Annotated in this window: 12 protein-coding genes; 6 read left to right on the top strand and 6 right to left on the bottom strand. The window is 58.5% G+C overall.

What is annotated here, in order from left to right; genetic code table 11:
• Positions 1–5 precede the first annotated feature (5 nt).
• Genes ACYVHC_RS19240 through ACYVHC_RS19220 form a run of 5 tightly spaced genes read left to right on the top strand, consistent with a single transcriptional unit; the run spans position 6 to position 4,561 of the window.
• A complete protein-coding gene (locus tag ACYVHC_RS19240) occupies positions 6–1,058 on the top strand; it encodes a sugar phosphate isomerase/epimerase family protein (protein ID WP_460615429.1) in 1,053 nt (350 codons plus the stop codon).
• Positions 1,059–1,077: 19 nt separating this feature from the next.
• Positions 1,078–1,548: a c-type cytochrome gene (locus ACYVHC_RS19235; RefSeq protein WP_460615428.1), complete on the top strand. Its 471-nt coding sequence runs from the start codon at positions 1,078–1,080 to the stop codon at positions 1,546–1,548.
• Between the two features lie 46 nt (positions 1,549–1,594).
• Positions 1,595–2,848 carry a nucleoside permease gene (locus tag ACYVHC_RS19230; RefSeq protein WP_460615427.1) on the top strand — a complete coding sequence of 418 codons (1,254 nt, stop codon included), beginning with the start codon at positions 1,595–1,597 and terminating at the stop codon, positions 2,846–2,848.
• 4 nt (positions 2,849–2,852) lie between these two features.
• Positions 2,853–3,743, top strand: a complete 891-nt coding sequence (locus ACYVHC_RS19225; RefSeq protein WP_460615426.1) for a hydroxypyruvate isomerase family protein — start codon at positions 2,853–2,855, stop codon at positions 3,741–3,743.
• Positions 3,744–3,781: 38 nt separating this feature from the next.
• Entirely contained in the window at positions 3,782–4,561 is a 780-nt protein-coding gene (locus ACYVHC_RS19220; protein ID WP_460615425.1) for a 3-keto-disaccharide hydrolase, read from the top strand.
• Positions 4,562–4,752: 191 nt separating this feature from the next.
• Here ACYVHC_RS19220 and ACYVHC_RS19215 read toward each other — a convergent pair whose 3' ends face one another.
• Positions 4,753–4,989, bottom strand: coding sequence for a hypothetical protein (locus tag ACYVHC_RS19215; protein WP_460615424.1), 237 nt, complete (start codon positions 4,987–4,989; stop codon positions 4,753–4,755).
• A 1,046-nt stretch (positions 4,990–6,035) separates the two neighbouring features.
• On the opposite strand from ACYVHC_RS19215, the gene ACYVHC_RS19210 reads away from it, so the two are divergent.
• Positions 6,036–7,265, top strand: a complete 1,230-nt coding sequence (locus tag ACYVHC_RS19210; RefSeq protein ID WP_460615423.1) for a replication initiation protein — start codon at positions 6,036–6,038, stop codon at positions 7,263–7,265.
• Between the two features lie 116 nt (positions 7,266–7,381).
• Here ACYVHC_RS19210 and ACYVHC_RS19205 read toward each other — a convergent pair whose 3' ends face one another.
• From ACYVHC_RS19205 to ACYVHC_RS19185, 5 genes are all read right to left on the bottom strand, one after another.
• Complete coding sequence (locus tag ACYVHC_RS19205) at positions 7,382–7,693, bottom strand: thioredoxin domain-containing protein (protein ID WP_460615422.1); 312 nt, start codon at positions 7,691–7,693, stop codon at positions 7,382–7,384.
• A gap of 127 nt (positions 7,694–7,820) precedes the next feature.
• Positions 7,821–9,683, bottom strand: a complete 1,863-nt coding sequence (locus tag ACYVHC_RS19200) for a sensor histidine kinase (protein ID WP_460615421.1) — start codon at positions 9,681–9,683, stop codon at positions 7,821–7,823.
• 80 nt (positions 9,684–9,763) lie between these two features.
• Positions 9,764–10,222 (bottom strand): BLUF domain-containing protein, encoded by a 459-nt coding sequence (locus tag ACYVHC_RS19195; protein ID WP_460615420.1) that lies wholly within the window; start codon positions 10,220–10,222, stop codon positions 9,764–9,766.
• 292 nt (positions 10,223–10,514) lie between these two features.
• Positions 10,515–10,991 (bottom strand): hypothetical protein, encoded by a 477-nt coding sequence (locus ACYVHC_RS19190; protein WP_460615419.1) that lies wholly within the window; start codon positions 10,989–10,991, stop codon positions 10,515–10,517.
• On the bottom strand, positions 10,991–11,761 hold the full coding sequence (locus ACYVHC_RS19185) for an AAA family ATPase (protein WP_460615418.1): 771 nt from the start codon (positions 11,759–11,761) through the stop codon (positions 10,991–10,993). The genes ACYVHC_RS19190 and ACYVHC_RS19185 overlap by 1 nt, the downstream gene beginning before the upstream one ends.
• Between the last annotated feature and the right edge of the window lie 471 nt (positions 11,762–12,232).

Below are 12,232 nucleotides of genomic sequence, written 5' to 3'. Positions count from 1 at the left end.
CTCGCATGAAAACCATTAAAGGCCCCGGCATATTCCTGGCTCAGTTTCTGGGCGACCAAGCTCCCTTCAACTCCCTGACGGAAATATGCGCCTGGGCGAAAAGCCTGGGCTACCACGGGGTGCAGCTGCCCACCACCGACAGCCGCATTATCAATCTGCAGCTGGCGGCTGAAAGCCAAACGTACGCCGATGAGCTGCGCGGCACGGTGCTGGAAGCCGGCCTGGAAATCACGGAGCTCTCCACCCACCTGCAGGGCCAGCTGGTAGCCGTAAACCCGGTATATGACCAGCTCTTTGACGGGTTCGCGCCCGAGCAGGTGCGCGGCAACCCCGCCGCCCGGCAGGCCTGGGCCGTGCAGCAGCTCAAGTACGCCGCCCAGGCCTCCAGCCGGCTCGGGCTCACGGCCCACGCCACGTTCAGCGGGGCGCTGCTTTGGCCCTACCTCTACCCCTGGCCCCAACGTCCGGCCGGACTGGTGGAGTCTGGTTTTGCGGAGCTGGGGCGGCGCTGGCAACCCATCCTGGACACCTTTGATCAGTACGGAGTGGATGTGTGCTACGAAGTGCACCCCGGCGAGGACTTGCACGACGGGATCAGCTACGAGCGGTTTCTGGAGCAGGTAGGCCAGCACCCGCGGGCCTGTTTGCTATACGACCCCTCCCACCTCGTGCTGCAAAGCCTGGACTACCTGGCGTACATTGACATCTACCACGAGCGCATCCGGGCCTTTCACGTCAAGGACGCGGAATTTACGCCCAACGGCCGCCAGGGCGTGTACGGAGGCTACCAGAGCTGGCTTGACCGGGCGGGCCGCTTCCGCTCCCTTGGCGATGGGCAAGTAAATTTTAAAGCTATCTTCAGCAAGCTGGCCCAGTACAACTACCCCGGCTGGGCCGTGCTGGAGTGGGAATGCGCCCTGAAGCACCCCGAGGACGGTGCCCGCGAAGGCGCCCTATTTATTCAAAACCATATCATCCGCGTCACGGATAAAGCCTTTGATGACTTTGCGGCGGCCGGCACTGATGCGGCCCGCAACAACGCGCTACTAGGTCTGTAATGCTGCTCAACTCCCCATTATGAAAAACTCCTTTCTGCTCCTTGCTCTGCTGCCCCTGCTTTTCTCCTGCGGCGGCGAATCCAAAAAAAACACATCGGAGGAAAGCTACACCCTGGCTGACCAAACGGCACCCGCGGCTGACAGCACCACTGGGGCCAACCTCAGCGCCGTCGCCCGCCAGCCCCAGATTGATACCAACGTTACCAAAATCGGCACGGCCCCTACCGGGGGCGCGGTAGCCGCCGGAGCCAAGCTGATGGCCGGGGCCGACTGCGCCAGCTGCCACCGCGAAAACGAGAAGCTACTAGGTCCGGCTTACCAGGCCGTTGCCCAGAAGTACCCGGCCACGGAGGCCAACGTGCAGATGCTGGCCCAGAAAATCATTCAGGGCGGTAAGGGCAACTGGGGCGACATCGCCATGACGCCCCACCCCGGCCTGGCGGAAAAGGATGCCGCCGAAATGGTCCGCTATATCCTCTCCCTGAAGTAGCCTTTCCCCGCCCCACCACTTATTTCACTGCCTTTCCCACCTGCGTATGACCACTGCAATCCGGATTAAGCTGTCCGTCATGATGTTCCTGGAGTTTTTCATCTGGGGCGCGTGGTTTGTAACTCTTGGCACCTACCTGCTTCGCAACCTGGGCGCCACGGGCACGCAGGTGGGCGTGGCCTTTCTTACCCAGTCCATTGGGGCCATTGTTGCCCCGTTTATCGTGGGGCTTATTGCGGACCGTTTTTTTTCGGCCCAGAAAATCCTGGGCGTGCTGCACCTGCTGGGGGCGGGCCTGCTCTGGCGCGCTTCCCTGGCCCCGGACTTCAGCTTGTTTTACCCCAGCATCCTGACGTACATGGTGCTGTACATGCCGACGCTGGCGCTGGTAAACTCCATTGCGTTTCGGCAGATGAAGGACCCGCAGAAGGAGTTTGCCCCCATTCGGGTGCTAGGCACCCTGGGCTGGATTGTGGCCGGCCTGACCATCGGGTGGCTGAGCTGGGAACAAAGCGGGCAGCTGCAGGCTACCTTCACCATGGCGGCGGCGGCCTCGGCCCTGCTGGGGGTGTTCAGCTTCTTGCTGCCGCCCACTCCCCCGGTGAAAAAGGGCACCAGCTCATCCCTAGGTGATTTGCTGGGTCTGGAGGCCATTGGCATGCTGAAAAATCGCTCCTACCTGATTTTCTTCCTGGCCTCCGTCGCCATCTGCATTCCGCTGGCGTTCTACTACGGCTTCACGAACCCGTTCCTTAACGAAGTGGGCATGAAGGCCGCCGCGGGCGTGCAAAGCCTGGGGCAGGTATCGGAGCTGCTGTTTATGCTGGCCATTCCGCTGTTTTTCAGCAAGCTGGGCGTGAAAAAAATGCTGGCTATTGGCATGGCGGCCTGGGTCTTGCGCTACGTGTGCTTTGCCTACGGCAACGCGGAGGGCGGCTACGCACTGCTGATTGCCGGTATCGTGCTGCACGGCATCTGCTACGATTTCTTTTTCGTGACGGGCCAGATTTATACGGATCGCCTGGCCGGGGAGCAGTTTAAAAGCTCGGCCCAGGGCTTTATCACGCTGGCCACCTACGGGGTGGGCATGCTGATCGGGACCCTGCTGTCGGGCCGGGTCTTTGACCGCTACCAGCTGAGTGCTACCACCCACGACTGGTTTATGATCTGGCTGATTCCGGCCGCTATTGCCGCCGTGGTGCTGGTGGTGTTTCTGCTTTTATTCCGGGAAGGTACCGCTGCTCGCCCCGCCACTAGGGCTGATGTAGAGCCCAACCCTCAGCTGGCCGAAGCCAATTAGTTGTATGGCCGCTACCTGGAACCGCCGCGCCGCTCTGCGGGGCCTGCTTACCGGCACCGCCGCCGTGGGCACCCTGGGGCTAGCCGCTAGCTGCACCACCAAGGAAAAACCCGTTGTTGCTTTATCTGCCTTGAAAGGAAATATCCGCCATTCGGTGTGCCGCTGGTGCTTCCCGGATCTGAGCCTGGAGCAGCTCTGCTCGGCCGCGAAGGAAATGGGAATCCGCGGCATCGACCTGGTCGGGCCGGCGGACTGGCCCACGCTGAAAAAGTACGGGCTGGACTCACCCATGTGCAACGGGGCCGAAATCAACCTTACCGACGGCTTCAACGACCAGCAGTTCCACGCCCGCCTGCAGCAGCAGTACGCGGCCATGATTCCGCAGGTAGCCCAGGCCGGCTACACCAACCTGATTTGCTTTAGCGGCAGCCGGCGCGGTAAGTCAGATGAGGAAGGGTGGGCAAACTGCGTGCGGGGCCTGGCGCCCCTGGTTAAGCTGGCCGAGCAGCACCGGGTAGTGCTGGTTATGGAGCTGCTCAACAGCAAGGTTGACCACGCCGACTACCAGTGCGACCGCACGGCCTGGGGCGTGGAACTGGCTAAACGGCTTAGCTCCCCGCACTTTAAGCTGCTCTACGACATCTACCACATGCAAATCAACGAGGGCGACGTTATCCGCACCCTGACGCAGTACCACCCCTACATTGCCCACTACCATACAGCGGGGGTACCCGGGCGCCATGAAATTGGAGAAGAGCAGGAGCTGAATTATCCCGCTATCATGCGGGCCATTCGGGCCACCGGCTTCCAAGGGTACGTGGCCCAGGAATTTATACCGCAGCAGCCGGATAAGCTGGCTTCCTTACGCCAGGCTATTCAGCGCTGCGACGTGTAATCACCTCCCCATTTTATGGTTTCCGTTTAGCAGTCTGCATGAAAGCATTTCTTTTGCCCGCCTTCGTGGCCGGCTTCAGCCTTATCACCTTACCGGTAGTGGCCCAGCAAACCGGCCGGCCCGAAGATACCGAAGTGTGGAAACCAGTCCCGAAAACGGTAACGGGCCGGCTGAAAGCCACGCCCGCCCCCGCCACTGCCATCGTTTTGTTCGGAGGGTCCAGCCTGGCCGAGTGGGTGGCAGCCGATGACCGTACGCAACCAGCCCGTTGGCCGGTAGCAGATGGGGCATTTACCGTGGATAAAGCCGCCGGCAACATTGAAACCAAGCGCACCTTCACCAACTACCGGCTGCACCTGGAGTGGCAGGTACCGGCCAACATCACGGGCGAAGGACAGGTGCGGGGCAACAGTGGGGTGTTCCTGGCTTCCCTGGGGCCCGGCGACCTGGGCTACGAGCTGCAGATCCTGGATTCTTACCGCAACCCGACCTACGTGAATGGCATGGCGGGCAGCATCTACAAGCAGCACATCCCGCGCGCTAACCCCACCCTGGCCCCGGGCCAGTGGCAGTCCTACGACGTGCTCTGGACGGCCCCCACCTTCCGGCCTGATGGCACGCTCCTAACCCCCGCCCGCGTTACGGTCGTGTTCAATGGGGTAGTAGTTCAGAAAAACGTAGCCTTGGCGGGCCCAACGCGCTACATTGGCCCGCCGCAGTACCAGGCCCACGGCCCCGCTCCCATCAAGCTTCAAGCCCACGGCGACAAAAGCGAGCCTATCCGTTTCCGAAATATCTGGGTGCAGGAAATTAAATAGCGGCGTGGCTACTAGGCCACTTACCTGCCTCAACCGACCCGCGCAGCTTGCTGGCGGCGGCATAGCAGCCTTGTAGTGTTTGCGAGCAGCCGGGAGCCTTCGTTCCAAAGAAAACCATGCTTTCCCGAAGGTTGGACCTACTTCGGATACCTCATCTCCCCACTTTCCTAGCCCCTTCCGTGCCGGGGAATTTACCCCCGGTAAAGCAGTTCCCAGTCAGTTATGAGTTGGTTTAAGTCAGCCTCGGCCTGGGAAAGGCTCAACTCACCTTGCGCATACCGTCCCATCAGCAGGCGTTCATAGGAGCCCGGTGTCAGGGAGCGGCTCGGAGCAAAGCGGCGCAGGAAGGCCGCGAGGGGCTGGCGGGCCAGCGCCGCACGCCAGCGGGGCAAACGCCAGCGCAGCCGGCGGGAAGAAACATTTTTCATCGAAAATGGAGACCTACTAAAGAGTATAACACGAAGATTTAAAACGGCTTGTATCAACACCCTTCGGATGCTGCGAAGGAAATTACCACCGAATAAGCTCAGGAGTTATTACATAATTTCGGCTTTCTACTTTTTATCTAATTCACTGATTGTCAGATTAAAATCGCTCAGCAATTCCTTCTTAGGCTCCGAAGTATCCCTTTAGGGGTAGGCTCACTCTTAGTCGGCGTTTTTAGGGTGGAGTGCGTTTTTACAACCCGGCAACAGACAGCTGATGAACTCCTGTCCTGCTTCGTGAAAAAGTGTAGTTTTTCGTTTCGTGCTTCTACGCTATATGTTCTGGCTTTCAGTTCTGGAGCCCCCCGTAAGCGATGCTCTGTTGCGTAACTCGCCCAATCGCTACCGTATCCCTCAGACAGCCAATACCAGCGGAAAGGCTATTACAAAAAGCACGAATTCTACGTGAAGGGTTGCGCCCGGCTGTATACTCTCGGTTCTGAATATTCGTGCTTTTTGTAATAACCCTACGGGCCGTGATCGCCTCGCTCCGATTTCGTGCTTTTTGTAATACCCTAAAAGCCTCCCGTTTCGAGGCTGTGTTATCCTTGAAAATTGGGCAAACAGCAGCAATTCAACCTATTACTACCCTGCGAACCAGAATTGCCTATTACAAAAAGCACGAAATAGGCGCGCCGCCGCCAGTTAAATCGACTCTTTAAGGCTGCAGTCCTTTCAAGCTGCTGAACCCCATGTTTTATAGTCAATTAAAAAAAAAGCGCGACTACATTTAAACGGTCGTTTTCCTTATTTATACTATTTACCTATTATTACGGGTGCCGTAACTATTTGATAGTCTTCCGGTTATAAGGCAACTCTATTACCAAAAGCACGAAAGGCCTATTACCAAAAGCACGAAGCCTTATTACAGAAAGCACGAAAGGCCTATTACCAAAAGCACGAATTTCCGGAAGGAGGCTATTACCAAAAGCACGAAAGGCTATTACAACATAGTTTTTTGTAATACTTTGCTTTCCCCAACCCGTGCTTTGCCCTTATCCGATATGCAGGTAGACTTATTTAACCAAGACTCCGCCGAGCCGGTCAGTAAGCTGGTAGTACAGCGCAACGACCTGGTGAATGCCCGCTTTGCGCTTACCACGCTGGAGATGCGGTTGTTTATGGCCATGCTGGCTCGTATTAATCGGGAAGATACCGAGTTTCATGAGCTGCGCATTCCCGTAACGGAGGTAGTGGCAGTGTCGGGCCGCAGACCCAGCAGCAACGACTACCAGCAGCTCAAAGATATGTGCGCTTTGTTGGCCTCGCGGGTTATCTATATTGAACGACCTAGTAAAAAAAAGCGGGCCGGAAAAACGTTGGAGGAAGCCCCCAGCTTTTCTAACACCCCGCTGATGGCGTACGCCGACTACAGCAGTGAGGAACGGGCCCTGGTGGTACGCTTTAACGACCGGGTGCGCGAGCACTTGCTCCAGCTAAACGACGGCAACTTCACCCAGGCGCAGCTGATGCAGCTGCTTAAGCTCAAGAGCGCCCACTCCTACCGCATCTATTGGCTGCTCAAGCAGTACGGCAGCTTTGGCACCCGTACCATCAGCGTGGATGAACTAAAGCGGGTGCTGGATCTGGAAGGCCAGTACAAACAGTTCCCGTTATTTAAGCTGCGGGTGCTGGATCGGGCCCAGCACGAACTCTCGCAAACCAACCTGGCGTTTGCCTACGATTTATTGCGGGGCAAAAACAACAGCGTAGAGGAAATCCGCTTCCGTTTTACGCCCGTCACCAGCGAAGTGCTGCTCCCTTCCCTGCCCGCTACCACTGAATGGCAGAAAGCGCTGCTGGAAGCCGGCGTTTCAGCCAGTAGCATTGCTTCTATCGGCGAGCTCATTGATAAAGGCGAGGTAGAACCGGGCTACGTGCAGTACGTGGTGCAGCAGCAGCGCACCAAAAACAGTCTGGGCAAGATTAAAAGCCTGGCGGGCGCCGTGTTTACGGCCATTACCAAAGGGCATTTGGTAGAGGAATACCGCAAAGCCCTGCAGCAGCGTCAGAAACCAGCTGCCCGCCGGCCCGCGGCCCCGGCGGCCGTCATCCGGTACCGACTGCAGGAAGCCCGGGAAGCGTACGAGGCTATGCTGCTTAAGAACAAGGCCAAGGGAGCAACCTTTACCGAGCACCTGGACCTCGTGTATTTATCCCAGGGATTCCGGCAGCAGACCGATGCCGAAGGAGTAGAATGGTTGGTTAAAGAGGCGTAAACCCTAGTGCTTCCGCCAAGAAACCCGTCACCACCGAGGGCGCTGCGCTCCACCCAGAAAGCAAGGGCTGTAATGGTGTTCTTCACCTCCGGGTCAACTCCTCCGCCGCCTGAAAGTTAGTTTAACCCCAGCACGCGCAATACCCGCACCTGATCGGACAGGTCGCCGACCAGCTGGCGCACCAGACCCGGCCGGCGTTTAATAAGGCTGGGTAAGCCAATGAGCCCTTCCAGGCTGGCCCGCTCCGGCTGCAAGCTTACATCAACTACCGCCAAGGTATGGCGGCCCACCAGAAACTGCTGGCAGATGCGCTGGATATTGGCAAATGCCCGCGCCGACTTAGGGGAGTCGCCCGCCACAAATAACTCTAATTCATACTCCGGCAAGGACGCTGAAGCAAAGCTGGTTACGGCAGGAGATACGGTCATGGACGCTGGGGTAAGGGAGGTACTAAACGCCGGTAAACCCGCGTCCGGATACCAAGCAACGGCTAACGGCTGGCTGGAGGTTCCATTCGGGAGTAGCAGAACGTTGGTTCCACACCCCTGCTACCTGCTACTCAAACCAGTAAACGGTAAACGTAGTACCCTCGCCCACCGTGCTGCTGACCTCCAGGTGGCCGCCCCGGGAAGTGATGATGCGCTGCACCAGATACATGCCCACGCCGGCCCCGCCGATGTTGGGATGCTGCCGCTCAAAGGGTTGGAGGGTTGGAGTCGGTTGGGCGGGGAGCACCATGCCCAGCCCATTATCCTGAACGAGCAGCGTGGGCTTCCCGGCCGCCGATATCCCGCTGCGGACCGTAACCCGGGAGGCCCGGTCGGGATGAAAAAACTTTAGCGCATTGCTGAGCAGGTTGTGCAGCACGGAGCGCAGGTTGGCCCGCCCATAAACCAGCGTAGGCGCCGCCTGAAAATCCAGTTCCACGGTGGATCCTGCTTCCAGCACCTGCGGTCCCAGGCCTAGCAATACCTCGTCGGCTACGCTGCGTAGATCCAGGGGCTCAGCCGGGGCAGTTAGTCCGCGCTGGTCTTGTACGGTAGCCGCTAAGTCCTGCAGCGTGTGGTCCAGCTGACTAAGCGCGTCGTCCACCATGCTAATGATCTGGCCTTCCTCCGGATCGTCGAAGGATGCGGTTGTGCGCAACTCATCGAACAGGCCTCGCAGGTTGAGCAGGGGCTGCTTTAAGTCGTGGGAAGCGGTGTACACAAACGTGTCCAGGTCGCGGTTGGTGCGGGCCATCTCGTCGTACTGGCTTTGCAGCACCTCCCGCAGCCGGTGCTGGTCGTCGACATCGGTGCAGGCTCCAAACCAGCGGGGGCCGCGGTCATCAGTTAGCTGCCGCGCCCTGATCAGGTGCCAGCGGTACTGCCCGTCGTGGCGCCGCATCTGAAATATGCCTTCAAACTCATCGCCGGTGGCAACGCAGTGCAGCCAGCGCCGGGCGGCTACGACCTGCTCAGCCGGGGCCAGCAAACTCACCCAGCCGGTAGGACCCAACTGCTCAGCGGTGAGGCCACAATAGACAGCAGTGTGCTTGTTGTAGTAGTCGATAAAGCCCTCGGCCGTGGCAGTCCAGATTAGTTGGGGGATGCTGTCGGCCAGGAAGCGCAGCTCTGCCTCCCCGCGGCGCAGGGCATCGGCCAACTCCCGCTGATCGTGCACCTCCGTGAGGGCCGCGTGCCAGAATACGGGCTTATCCGGAGCATGCAGCTCCGGTAGTGCCCGGCTGAGCACCCAGCGGTACTGCCCGTCGTGGCGGCGCAGCCGGTATTCGTAGTTCCACCCCGTGCCGGTCCCGCGGGCGGCCTCCGTTTGGTAGAGCACCCGCAGGCGGTCATCGGGGTGAATGAGCAGCGGCCACATGGCATTCACGTCGGCGGTGGGGGGCTGGCCGGTGAAGTAGTACCACTGCGGGCTCACGTACTCAACCTGACCGGTTGCGTCCACGGTGAAAGTGATTTGGGGCACCGTTTCAGTGAGCACCCGCAGGCGCGTATCGAGGCGGCGGGTTTCAATGGCCAGCTCATGGGCCCGCTGCCGGGCCTGTTCCTGCGGCGTTACATCCACGGCAAACAACAGCAGCCCCGTTACCGCCTTTCCCTGCTCCCGCACGGGCTCCAGGGCAATATCGTAGTAGCGTTCCTGCTCCGGCGTGTCGTGGGTGGCCGGCTGCGGCAACCGATACGCCTTGGCTACAAAAGGTCGTCCGGACTGGTAGACCTGCGTCATTACCTCCAGCAGGTCAGCCGGCAGGGAACCCGGGTGCTCGGCTACTGCCTGCCCCGGCTGGGCCACGGGCCCCAGCACCACTTGCATGGCTTCATTGACAAAGCCAAAGCGCAGGGCGGCCCCTTGCAGGGTGGCCACCCCAGCGGGCATGTGGCGCAGGATATCCTGCAGTTGCTGCTCACCCATGCGTGGTCGTGTTGTAACTAGTGGCGGTCCGCGCGTGAACGCCGGAAACTGCTACCTTCCTCCCGGGCCGCAAGGTGGCGTTAAGCATGCGTTTCAACAGTTTCAGCGGCCCTAGTATCGGTATCGGGCCCAAACACCGCCAGCCGCACCAGATCCAGCAATAAGGCATCCGCAGTACTCAGGGACTCCGGGGCCCCGCCTAGGTGCCCCGGCTCCAGAAAGCCCGCCAGGCTGGCAAAACCGCTGGACTCCAAGGGGTGAAATGCCATGGACCAGTCGGGAAAGCTGCGGGCCTGAATCGGCTTATCTACCAGCTTGCGCACATGGGAATGACGACCATCGCGGGCAATGGTGGCAAAAAGGGGTTCCAGCACGTCGGGCTCGCCTTCAATCAGCTGGGCAATGTTGCCGTGGCTGTAGAACAGGATGCCCGTGACATTGCGCGCCTCATTATCGCGCCGACATTGGGCTAGCAACTCCTGGAGGTCCTGGTCGGAGAGCGGGTGTACAGCCCGGCTCAGGTAAACAATATGAATCATGCCGCAGCAGGAGGCGGGCCCTGCCCCGCCGGATTAATATGATGTCCCTAAAGTGGCCGCGGCAGTATGCAAGCTCGGCCAGTGCGGCTGCAATTTAAGGGCTTTTGTCTGGAACATGCACTGGGCTCCACGGGCAAGCAGCGGTTCACGCTACCAATCAACCTAGCCGGGGCCTTGGGAAAGAAGCGTTTATGGAAATAATGCTTCCCCTCCCCTCCCCTATTGCCCGCTACCCAATGCAGCAGTAGGGGCTGCAGTAGGTAGCTGATGTGGCCCGTACAGGTCCGGTACGTTATGTAGCGGGAGGCAACTTACCCGCTTTGCGCAACTGGGCATCGAGCAGGCGGTGGGCCATCTCCAGGTACTGCTTGATATTGGTAGGGTTTTCCGGGCTGTAAGGCAGCAAAGCCAGGTTAAGCTTGATCTGCTGCACTATCGTGCGCGCCAGCTTTACGGAGTGTTCCTGCTCGGGCATGGCCGCGGCTGGAGCGGGTGCCGCCTTGACTGCACGGGCACGGGGTGTTGGTTTGGGCAAGGCCAGTATGGCGTCGAGCGCAGACTCCTGCCTTCCCGGCGCCGCGGATGCGGGGGCGGGTGCTTCCGGCGCGGGTACCGCGGCAGCAGCGGGTGCCACCGGAGTAGGCGGCGTAGCGGCCGCAAGGGCGGTTTGCTCCCCTCCCATCCCGGCCCGGGCTTCGCGGCGGGCTTCGTCGGATACGGGAATGCGTCCACGGCGCGATTCGATCTTGGCGGGCTTGAACTGGGGCATTAGTTAGCGGCAGTTGAGGTGGAAGTAATGGCGGGGTTGGCTTGGGCTACGCCCAATTTGGGTAGGCCCAGGCGGTCGATGAGCTCCTCGCAGAGCCGGCGGATTTCATCAGCAGTTTCCTTGTTACCACCGGCATAGCGCAGCCACGCCGGATTGAGCAGGCTATACAACGTAGACGCCCGCGAATACGCCACCCGGCTGCTTAAGTAGGCATTAAAGCGCACCAGGCCCAGATTATCGACGTAGTCGTCCATCTGCTTTTCCTCCCGCCGCCCGGCAACCCGCTTGGTGGAGAGGCCGAAGTACTGGAAGTCGATGCCGTGGGTATCGGCTGATTTCTTGATGGCCTCCAGGATGGTCATGAATTCGGCCGTAGAGGCCCGGTCCAGGTAATCTGATACCAGCGGCACAATGACCGCGTCGCAGGCCGTCAGAACGTTGAACACGTCGTCGCCGTCGGCCCGGCCCGGCACGTCAATAATAATCAGGTCGTACTGGTGCTCGGGGTTGTCAATGAAATCAAAAACCTGATCCAGTCTTAGCGCAAACACGTCATACGGATACTGAGCGGTAGGAACGGTTTTAAGCAGCTCCTCAAAGTTGTCGGCATCTACTTGCTCGCGGGTCTTCACGATGCTCTGTTGGTAGTCACAGTCCAGAACCGCTATGCGCAGGCCGTACTCGGTGGCTAGCGGGGCGGCCAGCACCAGCGCTAACGTGGACTTACCGGAGCCTCCCTTCTGGGTGGCGAAGCTGATGATTTTGCTCATAAGCAGTTAAAGTAAAACGGCGGGACTCTAGGGCCGGCTGGCGAGGTAGCGGCGCACTGGCAAAGCTAAGATAAAAGTGGAAAAGGCAATTAGTGTAACTAGATACAAGTGTAAAATACTACTTAGATACAAAGCTAATATCATACTTATACACTTGAATATAATTACATTATTATACCGATGTAAATGTATATTTTTCTACTAGTGTAGAAAGGTATTTACTACTATAGAATATAAAGACACAAAAATCTTAGTACACTAAGGGAAAGGTATAATTATATTATAATACACTTGTGTTAAAGTATAACTATATAAAAGAATAAAAGTAGAGAAGTGTAAAAAGATAAAGAGCAAATGGTAGAGGTAAACGAAGGCCAGCGTTGCGACTTTTTAGTAAGGAAGTAGAAAAGTAGAGATATAGAAAAGTAGAAAAATATATCTAAGTTAAAACAGCTATATGGCAGGACTAGC

This window comes from Hymenobacter seoulensis (assembly GCF_054780535.1).
The sequence above is the reverse complement of the archived record's forward strand: the minus strand, read 5'-3'. Positions and strand labels throughout refer to the sequence as shown.

Excerpts from the sequence above, each read along its gene's own strand:
- ACYVHC_RS19240 (WP_460615429.1), top strand. The coding sequence starts at position 6 with ATGAAAACCATTAAAGGCCCCGGCATATTCCTGGCTCAGTTTCTGGGC.
- ACYVHC_RS19235 (WP_460615428.1), top strand. The coding sequence starts at position 1,078 with ATGAAAAACTCCTTTCTGCTCCTTGCTCTGCTGCCCCTGCTTTTCTCC.
- ACYVHC_RS19230 (WP_460615427.1), top strand. The coding sequence starts at position 1,595 with ATGACCACTGCAATCCGGATTAAGCTGTCCGTCATGATGTTCCTGGAG.
- ACYVHC_RS19225 (WP_460615426.1), top strand. The coding sequence starts at position 2,853 with ATGGCCGCTACCTGGAACCGCCGCGCCGCTCTGCGGGGCCTGCTTACC.
- ACYVHC_RS19220 (WP_460615425.1), top strand. The coding sequence starts at position 3,782 with ATGAAAGCATTTCTTTTGCCCGCCTTCGTGGCCGGCTTCAGCCTTATC.
- ACYVHC_RS19215 (WP_460615424.1), bottom strand. The coding sequence starts at position 4,989 with ATGAAAAATGTTTCTTCCCGCCGGCTGCGCTGGCGTTTGCCCCGCTGG.
- ACYVHC_RS19205 (WP_460615422.1), bottom strand. The coding sequence starts at position 7,693 with ATGACCGTATCTCCTGCCGTAACCAGCTTTGCTTCAGCGTCCTTGCCG.
- ACYVHC_RS19200 (WP_460615421.1), bottom strand. The coding sequence starts at position 9,683 with ATGGGTGAGCAGCAACTGCAGGATATCCTGCGCCACATGCCCGCTGGG.
- ACYVHC_RS19195 (WP_460615420.1), bottom strand. The coding sequence starts at position 10,222 with ATGATTCATATTGTTTACCTGAGCCGGGCTGTACACCCGCTCTCCGAC.
- ACYVHC_RS19190 (WP_460615419.1), bottom strand. The coding sequence starts at position 10,991 with ATGCCCCAGTTCAAGCCCGCCAAGATCGAATCGCGCCGTGGACGCATT.
- ACYVHC_RS19185 (WP_460615418.1), bottom strand. The coding sequence starts at position 11,761 with ATGAGCAAAATCATCAGCTTCGCCACCCAGAAGGGAGGCTCCGGTAAG.